The sequence below is a fragment of the candidate division KSB1 bacterium genome (assembly GCA_022566355.1).
In the GTDB taxonomy this organism is placed as follows: domain Bacteria; phylum Zhuqueibacterota; class JdFR-76; order JdFR-76; family DREG01; genus JADFJB01.
The window spans coordinates 26,226-47,691 of sequence record JADFJB010000006.1 but is presented as its reverse complement, the minus strand read 5'-3'; the positions used below and the strand labels follow the sequence as shown (position 1 = coordinate 47,691).

General features: G+C 38.5%; 20 protein-coding genes. 8 read left to right on the top strand and 12 right to left on the bottom strand.

From position 1 onward, the window contains the following. Window positions 1-495: 495 nt before the first annotated feature. Window positions 496-1,704, bottom strand: coding sequence for a hypothetical protein (locus tag IIC38_02370; GenBank protein ID MCH8124798.1), 1,209 nt, complete (start codon window positions 1,702-1,704; stop codon window positions 496-498). Window positions 1,705-2,053: 349 nt separating this feature from the next. Here IIC38_02370 and IIC38_02365 point away from each other — a divergent pair, with 349 nt between their 5' ends. The 4 genes from IIC38_02365 (at window position 2,054) to dusA (ending at window position 6,841) form a co-directional block, all read left to right on the top strand. Further along, window positions 2,054-3,514, top strand: a complete 1,461-nt coding sequence (locus tag IIC38_02365; protein MCH8124797.1) for a glycosyltransferase — start codon at window positions 2,054-2,056, stop codon at window positions 3,512-3,514. Window positions 3,515-3,847: 333 nt separating this feature from the next. Beyond that, complete coding sequence (locus IIC38_02360) at window positions 3,848-5,035, top strand: DUF2029 domain-containing protein (protein MCH8124796.1); 1,188 nt, start codon at window positions 3,848-3,850, stop codon at window positions 5,033-5,035. Then, window positions 5,025-5,759 carry a glycosyltransferase family 2 protein gene (locus tag IIC38_02355; GenBank protein MCH8124795.1) on the top strand — a complete coding sequence of 245 codons (735 nt, stop codon included), beginning with the start codon at window positions 5,025-5,027 and terminating at the stop codon, window positions 5,757-5,759. Before IIC38_02360 ends, IIC38_02355 begins: the two co-directional genes overlap by 11 nt. Before the next feature lie 47 nt (window positions 5,760-5,806). Further along, window positions 5,807-6,841 carry a tRNA dihydrouridine(20/20a) synthase DusA gene (dusA, locus tag IIC38_02350; protein MCH8124794.1) on the top strand — a complete coding sequence of 345 codons (1,035 nt, stop codon included), beginning with the start codon at window positions 5,807-5,809 and terminating at the stop codon, window positions 6,839-6,841. Between the two features lie 2 nt (window positions 6,842-6,843). Here the strand turns inward: dusA and IIC38_02345 are convergent, their stop codons facing one another. After that, the gene (locus IIC38_02345) at window positions 6,844-8,322 is read right to left on the bottom strand and encodes an OmpA family protein (GenBank protein MCH8124793.1); all 1,479 of its coding nucleotides are present in this window, start codon (window positions 8,320-8,322) and stop codon (window positions 6,844-6,846) included. A 604-nt stretch (window positions 8,323-8,926) separates the two neighbouring features. Beyond that, entirely contained in the window at window positions 8,927-9,544 is a 618-nt protein-coding gene (locus IIC38_02340) for a hypothetical protein (GenBank protein MCH8124792.1), read from the bottom strand. A gap of 197 nt (window positions 9,545-9,741) precedes the next feature. Here IIC38_02340 and IIC38_02335 point away from each other — a divergent pair, with 197 nt between their 5' ends. Continuing rightward, entirely contained in the window at window positions 9,742-10,509 is a 768-nt protein-coding gene (locus IIC38_02335) for a hypothetical protein (GenBank protein MCH8124791.1), read from the top strand. Window positions 10,510-10,691: 182 nt separating this feature from the next. On the opposite strand, the gene IIC38_02330 is transcribed toward IIC38_02335, so the two are convergent. Next, complete coding sequence (locus tag IIC38_02330; protein ID MCH8124790.1) at window positions 10,692-11,096, bottom strand: arsenate reductase ArsC; 405 nt, start codon at window positions 11,094-11,096, stop codon at window positions 10,692-10,694. Window positions 11,097-11,235: 139 nt separating this feature from the next. Here IIC38_02330 and IIC38_02325 point away from each other — a divergent pair, with 139 nt between their 5' ends. The 3 genes from IIC38_02325 (at window position 11,236) to IIC38_02315 (ending at window position 13,036) form a co-directional block, all read left to right on the top strand. Then, window positions 11,236-11,928, top strand: coding sequence for a hypothetical protein (locus IIC38_02325; GenBank protein MCH8124789.1), 693 nt, complete (start codon window positions 11,236-11,238; stop codon window positions 11,926-11,928). Between the two features lie 132 nt (window positions 11,929-12,060). Continuing rightward, window positions 12,061-12,825, top strand: a complete 765-nt coding sequence (locus IIC38_02320) for a hypothetical protein (protein MCH8124788.1) — start codon at window positions 12,061-12,063, stop codon at window positions 12,823-12,825. Between the two features lie 28 nt (window positions 12,826-12,853). Next, window positions 12,854-13,036 (top strand): hypothetical protein, encoded by a 183-nt coding sequence (locus IIC38_02315; protein ID MCH8124787.1) that lies wholly within the window; start codon window positions 12,854-12,856, stop codon window positions 13,034-13,036. Between the two features lie 21 nt (window positions 13,037-13,057). On the opposite strand, the gene IIC38_02310 is transcribed toward IIC38_02315, so the two are convergent. The 8 genes from IIC38_02310 to IIC38_02275 all read right to left on the bottom strand — a co-directional run bounded on the left by IIC38_02310 (window position 13,058) and on the right by IIC38_02275 (window position 21,258). Further along, the gene (locus tag IIC38_02310) at window positions 13,058-13,951 is read right to left on the bottom strand and encodes a PorV/PorQ family protein (GenBank protein ID MCH8124786.1); all 894 of its coding nucleotides are present in this window, start codon (window positions 13,949-13,951) and stop codon (window positions 13,058-13,060) included. Between the two features lie 27 nt (window positions 13,952-13,978). Then, complete coding sequence (locus tag IIC38_02305; GenBank protein ID MCH8124785.1) at window positions 13,979-14,992, bottom strand: PorV/PorQ family protein; 1,014 nt, start codon at window positions 14,990-14,992, stop codon at window positions 13,979-13,981. Window positions 14,993-15,013: 21 nt separating this feature from the next. Then, on the bottom strand, window positions 15,014-16,453 hold the full coding sequence (locus IIC38_02300) for a hypothetical protein (protein ID MCH8124784.1): 1,440 nt from the start codon (window positions 16,451-16,453) through the stop codon (window positions 15,014-15,016). Further along, entirely contained in the window at window positions 16,453-17,583 is a 1,131-nt protein-coding gene (locus IIC38_02295; protein MCH8124783.1) for a hypothetical protein, read from the bottom strand. Before IIC38_02295 ends, IIC38_02300 begins: the two co-directional genes overlap by 1 nt. A 76-nt stretch (window positions 17,584-17,659) precedes the next feature. Beyond that, window positions 17,660-18,658, bottom strand: a complete 999-nt coding sequence (locus IIC38_02290; GenBank protein ID MCH8124782.1) for an asparaginase — start codon at window positions 18,656-18,658, stop codon at window positions 17,660-17,662. 7 nt (window positions 18,659-18,665) lie between these two features. Further along, the gene (locus IIC38_02285; protein MCH8124781.1) at window positions 18,666-19,379 is read right to left on the bottom strand and encodes a pyridoxine 5'-phosphate synthase; all 714 of its coding nucleotides are present in this window, start codon (window positions 19,377-19,379) and stop codon (window positions 18,666-18,668) included. An 81-nt stretch (window positions 19,380-19,460) separates the two neighbouring features. Next, window positions 19,461-20,636 carry a divergent polysaccharide deacetylase family protein gene (locus IIC38_02280; protein ID MCH8124780.1) on the bottom strand — a complete coding sequence of 392 codons (1,176 nt, stop codon included), beginning with the start codon at window positions 20,634-20,636 and terminating at the stop codon, window positions 19,461-19,463. A gap of 13 nt (window positions 20,637-20,649) precedes the next feature. Beyond that, window positions 20,650-21,258 (bottom strand): hypothetical protein, encoded by a 609-nt coding sequence (locus IIC38_02275; GenBank protein MCH8124779.1) that lies wholly within the window; start codon window positions 21,256-21,258, stop codon window positions 20,650-20,652. Window positions 21,259-21,466: the final 208 nt, after the last annotated feature.

The window sequence follows — 21,466 nt, the reverse complement described above, 5'->3', positions numbered from 1 at the left end:
ATAAAACCATTTCAAATCAAAGCTTACTATTCCTATCCTTCTGAATGATCGAAGACTTGAATTTTTTATAAATTTGAATGATAGCCGAATGAAGAAAATAGGATTTTCTGACTTTACACCAATTTTTAAGTTACTTTCTTTATACGGTTTTTTTTAATATTTCAGCGAACCATTTATTATTAATTATAAACCTGACCTATAAATAAACCATATGACAGTGATAAGGTTTATGAATAGACCAGGTAAATAAATTTAACTATTACGCTCTTGAAGAATGAAAATTTAGGATGCTGATTTGATACTGCCGGAATCAAGGATGATAATTTCGCATAATGAACTCATAATCGCGCTCATAATGGGAGTTATGGGAGCATTATTAAGGGATTAAATGCGAACGGAAAGTTTGACTTGGCATCCTTTGTTTTTTAAGGGGTAGAAATAAAAAAGGCGCTAACATCGCTGCCAGCGCCTTATGCTTAGATTTCCAATATTCAGTTATTCTTTATTTTCTTCGTCCTCGGATTTGTCATTTGTCTTCTCCTCGGAATTTTCATCTTTAGCTTCGTCTTCGCCAGATGAGTCTTCGGTAGCTGGGGTGTCTTCGGTTTCAAATTCATCGTCCTCCTCTTTTCGCTCGAGGAGATTTTCACCATCATGTTTTTGCCGCATAACCAAATACATTAGGGTTAATCCGGCGTTACCCGTAGCCTCAGCATAAGCCACTACCAACCCACCAACCATCAGCAAAAAGATGGCAAAAATGTAAGAGCAAAACGTTGACCAGGCTGATAAATCGGCGACCGGTATAAAATCCTTGGAGAAATAAACAAATCCTGATAGATCCTGCAAATAATAATCGATCCAGGGTCGTGAAGCTGCAAGTGTATATTGTGTATAATACATGGCTTGTTGGCCGATTTGTGTGAACTTATCTCCCATCGAAATTGCAAACAGATCGGAATAAATGAACCAGGCTTCTTTTGCCGAAAAAGCCATTATGCAAAATGCAAGAAACTCAATAGCACAAACAATGAATAAGTAAGTGATAAGTCTGACCGGTTGACCGGTTGAAAGGGAGAATGATTGGAATACTGCCTCAAACCCATCCTCATCCGTGGTTGCAATAATTGAAGGAACTAATATCAATGCGATAACGAGCACCAATCCCAGGAAAAACACAAACAGCCCGGCACCCATGTAAAATAAAGTCATTGTGGAGGTAATCAATTCCCCTACAAAAGGGATTTTTCCAACCAGTCCCATAACCAAAGCACCGATTACAAATAGTATTATAACTCCTCCTATAGCAACGGGTGCACCCAGAATAGAAGCCATGTTCTTCATAGCAAATTTATAAGCTTCCTTCCAGGTATAGAAAGTTTCTCCTTTCAAGTTCATATAAACTGCCCGGCTAACCGCCGTATTCGTAACCAAAACCATCATCAGCAGCAATAATGATCCAATGATAAAAATTGCCCAACTAAACCAGGGATACTCATTGCCGAAAAGACAAGGAAATAACCCATAGCGATCCCACATTGCAAGAAAGGTCTTTCCTGCAGTTAGAAAACTAAGATAGGTAAATATCAAATAAACTCCGTAGCCGATTGCGAGGCCAAAGAAATTGATCCAAACTCGCTGCAAACTAAAGGCTACACGGCCGGCTCTAAATAGATCTTTAAAATTATTTTGTAAGGTGACCATCGGACCTCCCATAAGGTTTTTGAGTTATAAACAATTGCTGCCCGAAAAGTATAACGTTTTAATTAAATGACAATGAAGGCAATAATCTGTATTTTACCAAAATTAAACTAATTTGTCAATAAAAATCTATCCCTTAAATCTTTATATTCAAGGAATTAATTTATAATTTAAACTGTTAAGAAATTCGTGCAATTTGTTAGTTCTAGTGATAAGACTAAACGATTTGTTAATAAAAGTATTTGAAATAGATTTCGATTTATCTTGGAAATATTATTTCATTGAATTATTTAAAGGTTGATATTAGTTTTTCATTTAAAGCTTTTTTGTACATTCAATATTATTGGAAAGGATTGAATTCGCAGTGGACCAAGTAATCATATTCGTTTTTTATTTTTTTGCATTAACTTGTCTTGCTCTATTTGGGCTTCACAAATATTTTCTATTATATACCTATAAAAAACATAAAAACAGAATTTTCTCTTCACCAAAAACTCCTACTGAATGGCCCGAGGTTACAGTTCAATTGCCCATTTTCAATGAACGTTATGTGATTAAAAGGTTAATTAAAGCTGCTATTTCGCTTAATTATCCAAAAGAAAAGCTTCATATACAGGTATTGGATGATTCCACGGATTCTACAATTCGACTGGCAAAACGATTGGTCAGTCTTTTGCAAAAAAAGGGATATCGAATTGAATACATTAATCGGCCCACTAATTTGGGATTTAAGGCAGGCGCCTTAAAATTGGGATTGGAACAATCCAAGTCCGAATTTCTCGCTATTTTCGATGCGGATTTTGTTCCACATCCTGATTTTTTGAAGAAAAGCATTCCACATTTGATGCAACCAGGAATCGGAATGGTGCAAACTCGTTGGGGACATATAAATCGAAAATTCTCATTGTTAACTCGACTACAAGCAATCTTTCTCGATGCCCATTTTATTATTGAACATTTAGCAAGAAATAGATCCGGACGGTTCTTTAATTTCAATGGGACGGCAGGTATTTGGCGTCGACAAGCAATTTTAGATGCCGGTGGATGGCAGCATGATACACTAACTGAAGATTTGGATCTGAGCTACCGGGCACAGCTTAAAGGCTGGAAATTTATTTTCTTACCGGATGTCATTTCACCAGCCGAATTACCTATAGAAATGAATGCCTATAAGGGGCAACAATATCGATGGGCAAAAGGATCGGTTCAAACCGCTTTAAAACTTATCCCAAGGATATGGCGATCCAATTTTCCCTTTTTTATCCGACTTGAAGCCATTATCCACTTAAGCAATAATTTTGCATATTTATTTATGTTAGTTCCGGCATTACTCATGATTCCTGTGGTGAAATACACAGCAGGCACCGGGAAATTGTGGCCAACAATCGTTTACTTTATAATGTTTTTTTCAGCAACTCTTTCTATAATGGTTTATTATAGCTTCGCAATGAAAGAAGCTATGGGTAAACGCTGGCCTTATGTGCTTTTTCTCCCTTTAGTAATGGCAATGGGGATTGGCCTATCATTAAACAATGGTCGGGCAGCATTGGAAGCATTGCTTCACCGACAGAGTGATTTTAAGCGGACGCCAAAATTTGGTGTCAAATCTCGGAAAGATTCCTGGCGTAAGAAAACCTACAGAACAGGAAAAGACTACATTTTTGTTCTGGAATTTATAATTGCCTGTTATTTCACCTATGGAATGTTCTACTTCGCAGCTCAAGGGTTTTATTTTTCGTTGCCATTTTTCATTCTTTTCCAAATGGGTTTTTATTATATCTCTATTTCTTCTTTTGCCAATCAATACAGATGATATGTATCTTGATTTTTGAGACATAAATCTCTGTAATTATATTGGAACGGCAACTTGGCTTCCTCTCTCCGGATCATAAAAAATTTTCTTGCAAATCATCTTTGGATATTAAGCGGGGTTCTCCTTCTCAGTTTAACGTGTTGTTTAGTTCTTCTCTCCAAAAAATTCAGCCCTGAAATTCCAATATCCGAGCAACCGGTTATACTTCTTGTTTTGCTTCTTGTCTCATCATCAATAATCTATCTTATAATAGTAAGGAGAATTTCAACGCTTAAGAAATCGAAGAAAATAATAGCATGGACTTTCGCCGTCGGGATTATCCTCCGGCTTTTGATGATTAGCTCAACCCCCATTCTGGAAGTTGACTTCAATCGATATTTATGGGATGGAGCTGTAACTGCAAATGGATTGAATCCATACAAATATTCTCCCTATGAAATTCAGAATACTGAGAAAACACCAGGGGAAATTCCGCAAGACTATTTGGAATTAGCGCGTGAGTCTAATGGAATTCTGGGAAAAATTAATCATTCCGATTTAAAAACGGTTTATCCGCCGGTTACGCAAATTGCATTTGCGCTTGCACATATGATAAGTCCCTGGGATATAATTGCCTGGCGTTTTATTCTGTTGGCTGTTGATGTTATTACTTTATTCTTGTTATTTAAGATATTCCGGCAATTAAATTTGTCTGTATTTTGGTTGATAATCTACTGGTGGAATCCTTTGCTTATAAAAGAAATTTTCAATTCAGCTCATATGGATGTGCTCATATTCCCTTTCATTATCGGAGCAGTGTTAGTCCACCTGCGAAACAAAAGATTTTCAGCAATTGTTTTACTGGCATTTGCGGTTGGGGTTAAACTTTGGCCGGTGCTTTTACTGCCGTTTTTTTTGAAAAATAAATTGCTGAAACCTAAGGAATTGACTCTATCCATAGCTCTTTTTACGATGATTGTCTTGGCTTTATTGGCGCCAGTGTATCTTACTGGGTTTGACGAGAATTCCGGATTTATTAATTATAGCGAACGATGGCAGCTGAACGACGCCATATTCAAATTATTGGTATGGGGATCGCAACTGGGGCTGGGGTTATTTAGCATTCACCCAGGCTTTAAGTTTTTGACAGCTAGATATATCGTCGTGATACTTATGGTTGCTTGGATGTTCTATCTTGTACTGAGAAAGCAAGAGAGCCCAAAGGCCTTTGTAGACCATTGTCAATGGACTATTGCAGCGCTATTCTTTTTAATTCCAACACAATTCCCATGGTATTTCCTGTGGTTGCTTCCTTTACTTACCGTCAGGCCGCGCTTTTCTTTGCTTTTGTTGACAGCAACTTTGCCCCTCTATTATTTACGCTACTTTTTTGATTCAAGGGGTATGGTCGACATTTTTGATTTTGGTATTGTTTGGATTGAATATATACCCATTTGGATTTTCTTAGGTCGTGAGATTTATTATTCAACAAAAAAAATCCCTCATTTCACTACTCAATTTTTAACTGCTAATGAAATCTAATGCCAAGATAACCGTCATCATTCCTGCGTATAATGAGGAAAAATCTATCGATAAAGTCATCCAAGCCATTCCCGAATGGATCGATGAAATTATTGTCGTTGATAATGGCTCAACGGATAATACCGGTTCGGTTGCCAGGGACAACGGCGCTAGGGTTGTTCAGGAACCTAAAAGAGGATATGGGACAGCTTGTTTGACCGGAATAGCAGCCATTCAAACAAGTGATATTGTTGTATTTTTAGATGGCGACTTCAGTGATTATCCTGGTGATATGCACCTGCTTGTAGACCCGATTTTATCCGGAGAAGCGGAAATGGTAATCGGTAGCCGATTGTTAGGGATAACAGAACCAGGCTCCCTGGCTTTACAAGCCAGGTTTGGAAATATGCTGGCATGCTTTTTAATTAAGAAAATCTGGAAGGTCAAATTTACTGATTTAGGTCCATTTCGAGCGATTCGATATTCAACTCTTCTTGAATTAGGGATGCGAGATCCGAATTATGGCTGGACTGTTGAAATGCAGATCCGAGCGGCGCAGCAGAATATTCCATCTCTGGAAGTGCCGGTGCGATATCGAAAACGGATTGGTAAATCGAAAGTGTCCGGAACGATTCCGGGTGTTATTGGCGCTGGAACAAAAATTCTGGGAACTATCTTCTGGGCGGCATTATTTACAAAATCGTTTAATCGGAAAACTAAAGAATTTGATACAAAAAAACAGTAAACTTTATAAAACGGGAACAAATCGAGTACTATCTTTTATCATTTAGTATGGAATTCAATAAGAAAAATATCGATCTACGCAGTAAAAAATGGCCTGTGAGTATTGCACCCATGATGCAATGGACCGACAGGCATTTTCGTTATTTTATGCGCCAGATTACACGGAAAACACTTTTATACACAGAAATGATCACGACAGGTGCAGTCATGCGGGGAAATCGAGAAAAGCTGTTAGGCTTTTCAGAGATGGAGAAACCATTGGTTCTGCAAATCGGCGGGGATGATGTTAAGCTGTTGACTGAATGCGCTAAAATTGCGGAAGATTGGGGTTATGATGAAGTGAATATCAATGTGGGGTGTCCCAGCGACCGGGTGCAAAACGGTAATTTTGGCGCTTGCCTAATGGCGAAACCTGAATTGATTGCTGCTGCAGTCGAGAAAATGCGACAGGCTGTTTGTATTCCAGTAACGGTTAAGCACAGGATTGGTATCGATGATCTGGATACTTATGAAGATCTTGCGAATTTTGTTCGGATTGTTACCGAAGGCGGTTGTGACCGCTTCATGATACACGCACGCAAAGCCATTTTAAAAGGACTGAATCCAAAAGAAAATCGTTCAATTCCCCCACTCCGGCATGAAGAAGTCTATCGCTTAAAAAGTGAATTTCCAAACCTTATTATTGAAGTCAATGGTGGGGTGCGAACGCTGGAAGATATCTCAGTTCATCTTCAACATGTGAATGGAGTTATGATAGGCAGATCTGCTTATGAAAATCCGTTTTTGTTTGCCGAAGTGGATTCCAGGTTTTATGGCGAAGAGGTAAAAGAGATTAGTAGAGAACAGGTTGCTAATGCCATGATACCCTACATAGAAGAACAGGTGCAGCGTGGAATTCCTCTCAAGAGAATTACAAGACCTATGCTAGGATTGTTTGCACATATACCTTATGCTCGTTTGTGGAGAAGGTTTATAAGTGAGAATGCTTACAAATCCGGGGCTGGTTCGGAGGTTCTTAAAATTGCTTTAAATGAGATTCATATAAAAACAATATTCGATCAACACCAAAATATACCTGCGTGATTCTATTTGACCGGGGTAATAACAATGTCAATACGCCTGTTTATTGCCCTGCCTTCTTCACTATTGTTACTTGCAATCGGCCTCGATTCACCATAACCTTCTGATTGAATCTTGCCCAACAAATTTTCTTCAATCGCAGTAAAATATCGAGCGACTGCCTGTGCGCGATCTTGAGAAAGCTTTAGGTTTAACTCATCAGATCCCCTGGAATCCGTATGACCTTCAATGATAATCTGTGCATTGGTAAATTCATCAAATGCTTTTTTAACTCTGGAAAGCAATTGAAAATATTGTGGTTCAATAATAGCCTTCCCAACCGGGAATGTCAATCCATATAATCTGATGATGATATTTGAGCCACTCCGAAGTACATTTGCCTCGCTGGTAGCAAACATTTTGGAAATTCTTTTCATTTTTTCTTCTTCGTCACGAATTTTTGCTAATTTCGATTGCAGCTCTTTTTCAGTTTCGGTTGCACTACCTAGCCGATCCTTCATTGTTTCAACTTGCTCTTCCAAATTTTTGATTTCCTGGTTCTTCTGGTCAATTGTTGACTCATCTTTGCGGATCTTACTAGCCAATACTTTGATTGCAGTGATTATTTTGTTAGTTGGGACTTGTAACCCCTCAGTGAATTCTAGATTCAATTGCAATTCTGATGAGATTTTTTGCAAAGGCGCTTCAGATTCCAGCAAAACACCTTCATAGTCTTTTGATTTTTTTAATCCCTTAATTAGCTGAGATAAGTAAATTGCATGAACAGCCTCATATTTTGCTTCTTGTGCAAGCTGTAACGCTTCATCCGTATCATATCGATTTTGATTTAACAGAACCTCTACACGAGCAGCCAAGCGTTTGGCTTTTTCCAAAGTTTTCGGTGCATGGTCTTCAACCTTGAGCTCCCTCGTTCTATTTAGTAAATCCCAGGTAGGAAGCAAAAATTTATTTTTTATTGCAGTTAATTCGGCTGTTCGAAAATGCAATTCCCCTAGGCCGGATTTTTTTCTTGCATCTGTTGAATTTCCACTTTCCAGTTTCTCGGCGGCTTCCTTTAATAGTTTTACACCTTTTTGCCAATCCTCGGAAAGAAGCACATCAGCATCAGCTTTCATGGCGGCTTTCTTTGCTGCATTAATATCAATAAACGCCACTAATGCCAATTTTGATGTTTCGATTGATTTATTTAAATAATCCGCTACTTCAACCAGTCTTTTACGAATATCATTTAAGTTGCTTCCTCTTTGGAACCTTCTTTCTGCTTCCTTATATTTTTCTACGGCTTTTGAAAAATTTTTGGGCGAATAGAGACTGGCTTGAAGAAGTTGAGCTTCTTCTATTAATTTATCGACTTCACCAAAAATTTGTTCTCTTGGACTTACCTGGTCTTGTGCTAATCCACTAATATGAAATATTGAGATAAGAAGAAAGATTAAAAATTGTGAAAAGATATTTCTAAAAGATTTTAAAGTTAACAAATTCACAAAATATAAATTTCTCCAAGTTTCAGAATTCCCGAGCACTAAGTAGCACTACAAGCATAATTTATCACCTTAAACTTGCAAATCAATAATAATTTACAACTGATTTAAACGCATTAAAAAGAAAGCTTCAAAGCGCTAACAAAAAATTTCACAAGGTTGGAAAAAGGGATAGATAAATCGTAATTAGCAATTTTGATGTAATTGCAGAGAGTCAAATGATAAATACTCAATCCCTAGCCAGCATAAAAGTTAAAGAGGTGGAATGCTCTCTCCACCTCTTTAACAAATTTATGTAACTTTCAATTACTCACCCTGTATCCGGCAAAAGCAGTTAATTACTTTGAGGGCAATATTTTGTACATTCCGGTTCCGCAAGTATTGCACTTACCTTTCATTGCCGGTCTCCCATTTTTCATTGTCACTCTTTCTGCATCTATCATATCTCTTTTTGCTTTACACTTTACACAATATGCTGTTTCGGCCACTCGAAATCACCTCCTCTCGAAAATATAAATAATTGTGAAGGGTTTAACTTCGCACTAAATTGAGAATTAATTTTGAAAATGTCAACAAAATATTATAAAAATTCATTTTTCAAATACAATTACAATAAATTGAAATTGATCCCCAAACCAATATAAATCCCTCCCAGGCTTTGTGATTCGAATCCAAATCCATCTCCAACACCCGCTGAAGTCGCCTCGATTTCAAAACGAAAGTTTATTTTACTTGAAACAGGGCGATCAAAACCACCGCATATGAAAAACCCTTTCGGATTGGTGCTTGATGAACTTCTACTCAACTCCCTCAGGAGATATCCCTCCTTGTTTTCATCAATTTGAAAAAATGCAAACCCAAAGCCAAAATAACTTCTGCTTTTGGAAAAGGGAGAAGAAGTAAAACGTTGGATCCCGATACCAAACCACGATTGCTCCCATTTAAGATCTACATTCTCATTGAGATCTTCATCAAAATAAGATGAATTTTTTTGGGAAAATTTTGCACGTACATTTAAATGTAAAGATGGATTTAATGCGTAATCAATAGATACACCAGCAGGATATAACCATCGATTGTCATAAAACCTGCTGAAGGCATCATTACTAATTCGGAAAGCCCCAAAGCTCGGAGTGATTTCTATTCGTGAAAACCTAGCTGGTTGGGCGTCTATGTTAACAGGAAGAAGATAAATAAGAATAAATAATAATATTGTGACTCTCATGACTTTCCTTGTCAAAATGAAATATTCCATTAATAAATTAATAACAGATGATTTTAGCGATTTCAGCATTAAAATACAACAAAATTTTATACTTTTGTTGAAAATCCAATCTAACCGGAAAGCATTGAAATTTTAGATTCATTCTTATATTTTGAGCCATTGTATTTCTAATATGGATTTTAACCCCGGAGAGCTTAATGAAAGCGAAGGTAATTATTGTTGGTATGGGACAATTAGGTGGTGTTTTTGCTAAAGGAATTTTGGCAACAGGACATCCGGTTTACCCCATCATTCGAAGTATGGATATAAAGATTGAAGCAAATATGATTCAGAATCCAAAAGCTGTCCTGGTATCCGTTGCGGAAGGGGACTTAAACAATGTTCTGGAAGAGATACCTGCAATTTGGCGAGATCGCCTTGTTTTGCTACAAAATGAACTTCTTCCGCGGGATTGGCAGGCCTTCGAAATAACCCATCCAACCGTCATTTCAGTCTGGTTTGAAAAGAAAAAAGGCATGGATGCCAATGTGCTTTTGCCATCGCCAATTTACGGACCAAATGCCGGATTGATTGGCGAAGGACTGGAGATAATCGATATTCCTACAAGAATACTTAAAGACCAGGACGAACTCCAATTCGAATTGGTGCGAAAAAATGTCTATATCATAACGATCAATATTGCGGGATTAATTAAAGGAGGTTCCGTGGGTGAGTTGTGGCAAAATCATGAAGACTTCGTCCGAAAAGTAGCCAATGACATCATGGATGTTCAAGCTTGGCTGGTTGGCCAGGAGCTGGAAAGAGAAAGGGTGATTACCGGCATGTTAGAAGCATTTGAAGGCGATCCGGATCACAAATGTATGGGCCGGACAGCACCGGACCGTTTGAGAAGAGCTTTAAACTTTGCAAATCAAGCAGGATTGGATGTCTCCACATTGCGGGAAATTGCTGAGAAGAAATTATAAAAGAATTACTAACAGATCTATTTCTGACTCAAAAGAAAAATTGCCAAACTACCAAATATCAAAAATTTCGTATTAGATTACGTCATTAATAATCTTCAAAAATTCTCTGGGATGAACAATCTTCACATATCTCTTACATTTTATACATTTATAAAGTTTGTATTTTAATGAAAAGCTATCAGTTATTTCTTCAAAAAGTCTTCGACCCATTCCATCTCTTCATCCCTGACTTTTCTAAAAAGCTTCAATTTTTTTTGATCCGAGCCTTCTAATGCGGCCGGATCCGTAAAGCTCTTATGGATGATTTTTTCACCGGGAAAAAAGGGACAGCTTTCTCGTGCTGAATCGCAAACAGTAAGAACTACATCAAAAGTTTGGTTGGAAAATTCATCGATGGATTTTGAATAATGGGTTGAAATATCGATGCCAATTTCCGTCATGGCTTCGATCGCAAATGGATTTATTGTCGAGGGCCTAGTGCCCGCGCTGTGGGCTTGAACTTTTCCATTGCCAAAATGGTTGAGTAAACCTTCCATCATTTGACTTCTGGCAGAATTTCCTGTGCATATTACCAAAACAGTTTTCATGGCTAATTATAATTTATTAGCATAACTATTTGAATCCAAATATCTTGAAATGTCAATCAAAAAAGTAGTACATACAAAACAAATTATATTGTACTTAGATACGAATCCAATTAAATATATACAGTTTAGTAGTGTTTTTATGAAGAATAAATTAGTCTGGATATCTATTTTTGCCATTTCTATGGCCTTCTTGGAAAGTACGATCGTTGTTTATCTACGAGAATTGTACTATCAAGACAATATTCAAAATATTTTTCCTCTTAAATTTCTTACACAAATTAACTATTCTTTAGAAATTGGGAGAGAGATTTCTACACTTTTGATGATTTTTTCTGTTGCTGTACTTGTATCTGGCGTAAGTATCTCAAAAGCATTTATTACGTTCTTATATATTTTTGGATTATGGGATATTTTCTATTACATATGGTTGAAGTTAATCATAGGTTGGCCTGTCAGTCTTTTTGAGTGGGATGTACTTTTTCTCGTCCCTAGTATTTGGCTTGCACCTTGGATTTGCCCGGTTCTCATTTCATTAGTATTTGTTATATGGAGCCTTATTGTACTGCAATACAACCTTCATTTTAGTTTTTCTTATAAAAGATTTATTTTGTTTATTATTGGATCCCTTTTAGATTTTACAGCCTTTTTGCAACCAGGGATCGCTATGTATGTGGAGAAAGGTCAACAAGGATTGGTTGAATTCAAACCTGATTCTTTTTGGTGGGAATTGTTTCTATTAGGTTATTTTTTGATAATTGTGAGCTTAATATCACAAATAAGCTTTAATAAAAAAATAATGAAAAAGAGAAACAATTCAGCAAATACTTTTTAATTAATATAGGATGTGTGTTGTTTAGTATGAGTAAAACTAAATTAGAAGAAGATTTTCAAAAACACCACTAATGAGATAGAATTACTCCTTAAGTTCGACGCAAAAAGGCAAATAAAGCGAAATAGGTTATTAGTGCCTTGGCAAGAGAAAATTCCTCGAATCTTGAAAATAAATGTGATCATATTTTGGTTATTTGTGGGAATATTTATCTTTTTTTTGCAAAACTTATTGATTTTCATTGGTCACGGTACTCATTATGGTTTAGCCGCATTTGGAATATATTGTTTTATAATAAGTTATGCAGGCTTTCTACCCTCAATAAATCTTTATCGTTTGGAAAATCTGCTTTACGCAATGAATAGTTTCATAAAGCTTCCTAAAGAAACTATAAGAACATGGTATTCATCTGAATTGGAAAATCTGTTCAAATTAAGAAGAGATTTTGTAATATTTAGCTTTTTAGGGCCTCCTCTTGTTTTAAGCTTAATTCATGTTACAAAGTTCTTTCAATTTCAAAAGCCATGGTTTGGAACTCAAGCTTCAAATACAAGCGGAATAATTGCATTTGTTATTTGGTGCTTTCTAGTTTCTCATCATGTTTTATTTGTTTATGGTGTGGTTTCTCTGATTAATAAGATTTCAAAACTACCGGGAAACCATTTGAATTTTCAAAATCCAGATATGAGTATAAGAGAAATAGGGAAATTTTTGCGGTTTGTTTCAGTGAATTTAATGATTGCGATAACGCTGATATATTTAGGGGTTTGGCTAAGTCCAATCCCAATGAGTTTTATAACCCTAGCTTGGATATCCGGTTCAGGAATTTTTGTGTTAGGAGTTTTTTTAATTCCCCAAATCAAAATTCACCAAATTATGGTAATCGAGAAAAAAATTTAAACAACTTGCAATCTATTTTGAAAAAAGTTTGCAAAATATATTTAGTAATCCATCGGCAGAAAACATGGAGCAGTACGGTACGTTATGTTATATCCAAGAATACCTGAAAAGGATGAATGAATGGTCGTTTGATACACCGGTTTTATTTTCTCTACTTACAACAATCATTATTCCAATACTGATTGCAGTTCTACAGCATATGCTCAAATAAAAAAATAACTTAATCAAATTCTTAAAAATTGATTCCAAACGAAAACCTATGCCCCTGTCCGAAATTCTTCTGCAATGGCACATAACCATAATCCATCAAGATTTTATCGAACCGGAAACCGAAACCAAATTGAATGCTTTTTATTTCATAACCTGTTTGGTATCCTAGTCTGACTTCCAAGTAATCTTTCAGAAGATATTCTGTACCCACATGAAAATGGGAGTTGCCCTCAAAATCATGTACAAAATCTCCGGCAAAAAGCAAGTGATCCACTTGTAATATGGTTGGATTAAAAGCAAGTCCAAGTCTGAATATACGGGGCAATTCTGGTGATTCGCTTCCTAATTTATTCATCCTCCCGAGGTTTTGCAATGTCATACCGAATTTGATGGGAATAACCGCCGGATGATATTGAACGCCAATATCCCCGGCAATCCCGCTGGATTCTTCGATGTATATCTTTTCAAATAAGTATTTTACGGTGACCCCGACATCCCATTCCGTTGTAATCGAACGAGCATAAGATAAACCAAGTGCAAGATCATGCGCTGTGAAGGTGGCAATTGGATCGACTGAAGGCTGACGTCCTCGCAGTTCAATATCGCCTATGTTGATACTATTGAGACTGAAGCCAATAGAATAGTTTTTCGTCGGCAAGGCAAATGTAACAAATTCACTGCGAACATCCTCAAGCCATTCATTATGAATCAGAAAGAGTTGTTGCTGGTTGAGTTGCATTAAACCGGCAGGATTCCAGTAAGTCGCTGTGGCATCATCGACTACTGCAGAAAAAGCTTCTCCCATGCCTGAAGCCCTGCCTCCAATGCCTATCTTTAGAAAAGAAAGTCCGGATTGACTCAAAGCAGTTGAGACAATATTTAAAGCCAGTAAAATCGTTAACAAATATTTTGCCATGATTCTTTTCTTTGAAATTCCAAAACCTTAAAAAATGAGACGCCAGGAAATATGTTGTTCAGCATTGGGTGTAATCGAAATTGTATCGTAGGCATAATCCAATTCACCCTTAAAATTCCAGATATTGAATTGAACCCCAAACCCAAATGTAAGGCGGTCTGAATTGTAGCCCGCTCTTGCCGTAAAGGATTCCCTGAATTTTCTCTCACCACCCAAGTAAATCCGCCATCCCTGCTCTTCGTTGAATTCAGCATCCATCGAAAGAAGGGTTTCTTGCTGAAATTTGTAAGCACCACCAAAGCGCACAAGCATGGGAAATTCATTGATGGTTCTGGAACCTCTCGCAAAAACATTTTCAGTATCCCAGGTATATTTAGTGCTAATATCCTTAACAACTAATCCTAATGTCAAATTGGTCATGGGCTCAGAAAACAATCCCAAATCAAAACCGAGACCATTTGCACTCAACGTGCCCTCATCTTTTTCTAATCCGGGCAAGCGGTTCTGAACAATTTTTACGGTCAGCCCGATTCCTATGTATTCTTTCGGTTGTAATGCAAATGAAGCAAAAAAAGCATTTTCGGTGTTCGACAACATACCGGTATGATTGCCATCGCTATCCCGCCCATCGATATCCGAAATACCGGCATGAACCCAACCAAAAGCAATCCCTCCGCGAAAGACATTTCCATTAGTGGATAAGGTATCAACTTTTGATTTTGGTTGTAAGAAGGTCGAGAATCCTATGAAATTTTGTTTCCTATCCAGCGATAACAGGCCCAGGGAAAATACCAGCTCCGGTCTCTTCATAAAGGGCAGGCTGGCGGGATTATAATATCCTGCAAATCCATCGCGAGCCAGGCCGGTTAAGGCATTACCCATGCCCATGGCGCGAGCTCCAATACCCATTCGAAGGAACGCGCCGGCTTGTCCTGCCGGAGTATCTGCCGTAGCCACGGGAATATGTTGAGAAAATGAAATAAAGCTCACAATTGCTATTGCTTTAATGAGACTTTTTATTTTAATGCATTTGAATTTCATATTTCGAATTTCGAGTTTTGTTTAGTCAATTACAATGACCTTTCCCCAAACCGGGTTGTCACCCGGCAGATCCACGCGATAAAAATAGACGCCATTTGCCACTCGTTCGCCAAAATTATTCCTGCCATCCCACACCGCATCATATTCGGAATCACCCATTCGGGAAATACCTTCTTCTACATTTTTCACTAATGCCATGGCAAAATCATACACAGAGACTGAAACTGTTCCCGATATTTTTACCCGGTAATGGAATCGCACGTGGCCTTCGCCATTAAATGGATTATGACGCAAAGGCGAAAACGGATTTGGGTATGCATAGGTTTCGCTGATATTTTCTTCATCAAGCAAAGTTTCGAAGGAGCGAAATAGAGTCCAGGTATCTCCATCGTCATCAGTCTTCGCAAGGCCTCCTTCACTACCTAACCACAATATTTGTCCGGGAGAAACACCAGCTGAAAATATATCCTCGGCCAATAAGTATTCCCCGGAATTGGCATCGACAATATTTTGGAAACTCGCCCAGGTCAGGCCAAAATCTATCGATTTGAATAAACCTCGATCTGTAGCGACATAAACTGTAGAATCGTCGAAGGCAAAGTTATGGGCAAAGACACCAGGAAGCGTAGTTTTCCAGGTGAAGCCAAAATCTTCGCTATATGACACAGCCCTGAACTCATCACGTTCTTCTGCTTCTCTTGTTGCCGCCCAAAGAATATTACGATCTCGCCATTTTTGAAAAGCCAGAGCAACTACAAAATTCCCTGAAATGGGATATTCCTGATTTTGATGATTAAAATTAACCCAACTTTCGCCTTTATCAAAACTGCGGTTAATGCCGCCTGCTGTTCCCACCCAAAGAATACCGTCCGCGGAAATGGTAGAAAATGCCCGGTGGTTTAGATTAGCTAATGGATCAAAAAAGAAAGAATCCGGCGGTACATCGCGCCAGGATTGGCCCCAATTGTCGGATCGCTTTAAGCCGCCACCAAAACTGGTAATCCAGATGGTAGAATCGACAAAAGAAATATCGAAAGTTATGTTTTGAACATTCGTTAATCCTGGTTGAGGAAAATAAGTCCAGGTTAAACCATTGTCATCGGAATAACTAAGGCCACCGCCGGCAGATAATAAACCGGCATCATCAGTTAAAGTGTCGAAGGAAGTGGCAATCCAGATGGTGTTTCCCTTAAATGCAATCGCAGAGATACTGCCTTTGCCAATACCCTCCACTTCCTTGATATTAAACCAATTCGTTCCTCCATCCTGGGTTCGGCTAAGACCACCGCCAGTCGCGATCCAAAGATGGCCATTGTTATAGCGGATATCAGCTATGCCATTCCCTGAAATGATTGCGGAAGGATTATCCAAATCATAAAATGATTTTGAGAGTATTTGTCCGTTTACGGTTGGTCCGATTAAAACCAGAAAGACTAAACTTTTTTGAACCCACTTTTTCATTATTCGATCACTGTAATGGAATGTGAAACAATATTACTCAATTGTCCTGCTTTGTCTTTGGCCTGTATGTCAAAACGATATATTCCCGTGGCGTTTGACTGACCGATTGTAAAAATGCGTGAATATATGCCATCGCCACCTTCTACATCACCACCGATTCCATCGTCGCGTAATAAGAAGGGATTGTCTGAAGCCGGCGTACCGCCAGGCAGAAAGCTGTTCATGGTTACTTCAGCTATATCACTTAACCCATCCGGGTCTGTAACCTGCGCTGTCAGGAGGAATGTATTTTCGCCTGATCGGGAAATTGTATCCGGAGCAGTTACCGCTATAACTTGCGGTGGATCATTGGCAGCGACGCGCTCTAAATAGAATTTCCTTACAACCGGTTTACTTTTATTTTCTAATAGATCAAACGCCGAAAACCGAAACAGGTAATTCGACCTGGTCTGGGTAAAAATAGATGTGTTTAGATCCATTCGAAATTCATTGTTATTAGCAAGAATAAGGGTAGCGGATAAAAAAGGATCCAGTGAATTTTCTTGATAAATACTTAAATCAAGGCCATTCAAATCTCCGTCTTCATCTTCAGCTCTAACAACGAGTGTTAACACGGTATCGGAATCTATAGACAGGGATTCAGGAAAATCTACCGTGGTTATTGTGGGGGCAGAACCATCACCACCGGATTCCACCAAAACCGTATCCATCGCAATTTCACTTTCATTGCCATCATGATCGATCGCCTGAAAGTGAACAAAAAATTGACCTGGAGAAAGATTCGATGTTTTTGGAGTAAGCTGGAAAGTATAGACCCCGTCGTTACGAATAATATCTCCATCCAGACCTGTATCATACATCGGGGCAGGAGCAATAAGAATAAGATCCATTTCGTTAATCAATGAGAAGTTTACTTGCGATAGATCATTCAATCCTTGTGGATCAGCAGCCTGTACCATAAACAATACTGGTATTGAAGAATTCTGTTTGATCAAATCCGGGATGCTGTAAACGGATATTGTCGGTATAGACTCAACGATTTCCACCGGAGCTTTTTTTTCACAAGCAATAAAAAAGAAAAGTGAGGATAAAAAAATTGAAAGGATGGAAAATCGTCTTTTCGGGGGCAACTGTATCCGCTTTCTACTGTTAGTTTCTATTAATTGATTTTGTTGTATACTTGAATTGAGTTACCAAGGTTCCTGTTTATCCCTGATTCAGAAACTCAACTTGAATATCTGTTAGAATTCGACCGGTTTCCACACCAACATGATTTTTCAGAACCGGACGCCAATAATTATCCATAGTCATCGCTTCACTCTCAGAAATCAAGTTCATTTGAAGCAGAATATCAATCGCAGCAGGCTCAACACCACGCAATTGGCCGTCTTCACATTTCAAGGCAATACCCATTCCATGTGAATCAAAGAAAGAAAAACACTCCACTGCTTCACCGCCAACTTTTGATACTGCCCTTCCCTGTGTTGTTTGCATAAATTGGGTATCGAAACGGCGTGTACCAGCAACTAATTCCGGATATTTTGCCATGGCTTCCCTGATCCGAACCACATCTGAATCTTTGCCAGAAGCAAATTTCGTAAACATCAATGCCATTGTTTTTAGAGGCAGATAAAACGCAGGTACTCCACAGCCATCGATTCCAAATTCACTATTTTCGTATGGTATTTCGCTATATTCGGAAATGATCTCGCGAATCGCTATTTGATGCGGATGTTCCGGATCTATGTAGGAATCCATCGAATATCCCTTAACAAGGCAGGCAGATAACATACCCAGATGCTTACCGGAGCAATTGTTTTGCAACAAACTTTTGGTTTTGTTTTCAGTCAGTATCCGTTTTGCCGATGCTGCATGAAATGGTGAATGATAACCGCAAAGCAGCTGGGATTCTTTCAAACCGGTCTTTTGGATAATGGAATTTAAGACATCCAAATGAAAGACTTCACCATTATGTGACGCCGAAATGATAGCTATTTCTTTGTCATCAAAATCGAAGTGATCGATTACCCCGGCACGAAAAAGAGCTAAGGTTTGAAATGGTTTAGCTGAAGAGCGGATAAATGTTTTGAGGTTGGGATTACCTACTTTAGCAATCAGATTGTTTTTTGAATCTACAACTGCTGCATGGATTACATGGCAGCTTTCTACTTTACCGCCTCTCAATACAAGAACAGAATTTCTCAATAAACTTCTACCGTATTAGTCTAAGCATTTCGGTGACGGCACGCTCCATCCCGACCAAAACTGATCGTGCAATAATAGAATGGCCTATATTTAATTCTTCTATCTGTGGGATATTAGCGATGGGAATCACATTTTGATAATTCAAACCGTGTCCGGCGCTTACACCTAATTCAAGCTTGGTAGCGGCAGCAGCCATGGTTACTATTTTTTCAAGTTCTTCATTTTGTGTAATTAAATCACTGGCATTGGCGTACTCGCCGGTATGGATCTCGATGTAATCTGCGCCAATACGAGATGTTTCTTTGATTTGGTGGATATTCGGATCGACAAAAAGGCTTACGACAATATTGTGCGTATGCAGGTTTGAAATCATTTGTGCGATACGGGTAGAATGACCGATTACATCCATACCGCCCTCTGTGGTAAGTTCCTGGCGGTTTTCCGGTACCAGGGTAACCATGTCCGGCAATATCTTGATTGCGATATTTTCCATTTCGGAAGTCACAGCCATTTCTAAATTCAGGTGAGTTTTGACGATTTCCTTAAGTAATTTCAAGTCTCTGTCCTGGATGTGACGCCGGTCTTCACGAAGATGACAGACAATACCATCGGCGCCGGCCAAATCAACCAGTACGGCTGCTGCTATGGGTTCGGGTTCATGTCCTTCCCTAGCTTGTCGAATTGTCGCTACATGGTCTATGTTAACCCCGAGCCGTATCATTTTGCCTCCACATAGAGATTTAATTTCTTGCTGATCAACAGCTGAATATTTGAAAAATCAAATTTTGAATATAGTCAAAATTTACTGTTTTTCCAACAAATCAAGGACACTTACAAAGGAGATCCCCTTTCTTGCCCATTTAGCCATCTCGCCGGGTAATATTTTGCTGGTCTCATCCCGGGTATGTCCGATTAGAACAGCAGGATTCGTGGGTGAAAGCTGGCTCACGGTATTCCGCATAATAATTTCCAGCTGCATGTTCTTTTCAGGATTATCAATAAAAGTACTTAATTTTAATGTGGGAACCCCAGCTTGTAATGCTTGTTGATAGGCCACGCTATTTCGATTTGTGATGCTGTCTATGAATAAAAGATTACGATTTTTTAAACTTTGCATCAATCTTTGCATTGTGGTTCGATTCGCCGTCGCCTTAGAGCCCATATGATTGTTAATTCCTATCGCGCCGCGCACATTTTCCAATGCCCGTTTCACAGTCGAATCTATTTCTTCTAGAGACATTCCCGTGAAAATGGTATAACCCTTATTTTCCACTTCTCCCTGAAGTGGCTCCATCGGGAGATGGATAAGCACATCCAATCCGGCTTGATGTGCCTTCTCGGCCATTTGTTCTGCAAACTCAGTTCCGGGAATGATTGCAATGGTTATCGGGTATGGCATTTCAAAAAATGCATTCACAAAATGATCGGAACGGTAACCGAAATCATCAATAATAATTGCGATCTTTCCGCTGTGCCATTCCAGATCGGAATTTTCTTTGTAATTCATCTGAATGTAATCACCCCTTGCAGTGGAGATTCCGACACTTATTTCACGCGGGCTGAATTTTTCATAGGTTTCCATTACCTGGTAATGCTTCCTTTTAGACATTTGAATCACAGAAAAAATGAATTTATGAATCCGGTATCCAACCGGGTATTTTAATGTCAGTAAAAACCGATTTGGATTGAAAGATTCGGAATCTTTAATTTTTTCTATTCCTCTAGCCCAATCGGAAGAGAAATGAAGCTGAAGCATCAACCTCTCAAATTCTCTTGCCCAGGTTTGATTAGTCGTTAAAGTATTATTTGTGATTTCCGGTGGAGATTGTTCAATGTTGGCTTCACCGGGATCAAAGAAAACCAGCACCGATATGGCCAGGATAACACCTAATCCAAGCGTCATTAATAGTTTAGAAAGGATAGGAGATCTTATTTTTCCCCGTGATTTGATCTGTTTTGCGTTAAATTGTCTTTTCATAAATTCCGAGTATTTATTGGGTAAAAGATGCCTTTAATTCACTCCATGAAGAATTGTCTTCAATACTGTCGTCGATCCATGTGAAAATGGCCCAGAAACCTTCGGCGTTGATGGCCAGGTGAAATTCCGCACGGCCTTTAATCAACCTCGGGAACTGGCCGGTTGTTCTTATGTGGGGAACATACAATTCATAGTCACGGATAATAACAGTCGAATCGGGTAAGGGAGTTTCTATCCCCTCACCTAAAAAAATCATGCTCAAGTTTGAGTCGTCCGGAACCGCTTGAAATACGTTGATTATATAGGTCGTTTCCGTGTCTAAATCCCAGTTGTCCCAAACACCGGGAAATCGAATCAACGCTTTCTTATCCGGACGAAATTTATATTTCCTGCCGTTCAATGCCGTGTTGGTGAGCGAATTCATATAATTGGTTAAGTTCTGATCTTTGATTGCGTTTAGCAGGTTGTCCAACACATCACTGGCTTTGGTCGGTGGAATCCAGTTTGTTGCCTGCTGAGTTTCCGGAGCTTCGACTTCTCTCGACGCAAATGGATTGTCACAGCCGATACTGAAAATAAAAATCAGTACGAAATGAACGGTTGATGGTTTGTTTACCTGCATAAAAATAGTATGATTTTAGTCTGTTGTTAAGATATATTCAAGCCACAACATTAACCTGAGTAATTCATGAATTCATGCTTTATGCTTAAAACTGCAAACTATGTCTTCCGGCGCTCGACGGAATCTATTTCCATACATTTAAAAAAGCTGAATGATAAGCATAAAATATAATGAAAAGATCATTTCCTCGATTAAGCGTATAAGGTTA

Coding starts and splice junctions, on each gene's coding strand:
- IIC38_02370 (MCH8124798.1), bottom strand. CDS start 1,704: ATGGTCACCTTACAAAATAATTTTAAAGATCTATTTAGAGCCGGCCGT.
- IIC38_02360 (MCH8124796.1), top strand. CDS start 3,848: ATGATTAGCTCAACCCCCATTCTGGAAGTTGACTTCAATCGATATTTA.
- IIC38_02355 (MCH8124795.1), top strand. CDS start 5,025: ATGAAATCTAATGCCAAGATAACCGTCATCATTCCTGCGTATAATGAG.
- dusA (MCH8124794.1), top strand. CDS start 5,807: ATGGAATTCAATAAGAAAAATATCGATCTACGCAGTAAAAAATGGCCT.
- IIC38_02340 (MCH8124792.1), bottom strand. CDS start 9,544: ATGAGAGTCACAATATTATTATTTATTCTTATTTATCTTCTTCCTGTT.
- IIC38_02335 (MCH8124791.1), top strand. CDS start 9,742: ATGAAAGCGAAGGTAATTATTGTTGGTATGGGACAATTAGGTGGTGTT.
- IIC38_02330 (MCH8124790.1), bottom strand. CDS start 11,096: ATGAAAACTGTTTTGGTAATATGCACAGGAAATTCTGCCAGAAGTCAA.
- IIC38_02325 (MCH8124789.1), top strand. CDS start 11,236: ATGAAGAATAAATTAGTCTGGATATCTATTTTTGCCATTTCTATGGCC.
- IIC38_02310 (MCH8124786.1), bottom strand. CDS start 13,951: ATGGCAAAATATTTGTTAACGATTTTACTGGCTTTAAATATTGTCTCA.
- IIC38_02305 (MCH8124785.1), bottom strand. CDS start 14,992: ATGAAATTCAAATGCATTAAAATAAAAAGTCTCATTAAAGCAATAGCA.
- IIC38_02300 (MCH8124784.1), bottom strand. CDS start 16,453: ATGAAAAAGTGGGTTCAAAAAAGTTTAGTCTTTCTGGTTTTAATCGGA.
- IIC38_02285 (MCH8124781.1), bottom strand. CDS start 19,379: ATGATACGGCTCGGGGTTAACATAGACCATGTAGCGACAATTCGACAA.
- IIC38_02280 (MCH8124780.1), bottom strand. CDS start 20,636: ATGAAAAGACAATTTAACGCAAAACAGATCAAATCACGGGGAAAAATA.
- IIC38_02275 (MCH8124779.1), bottom strand. CDS start 21,258: ATGCAGGTAAACAAACCATCAACCGTTCATTTCGTACTGATTTTTATT.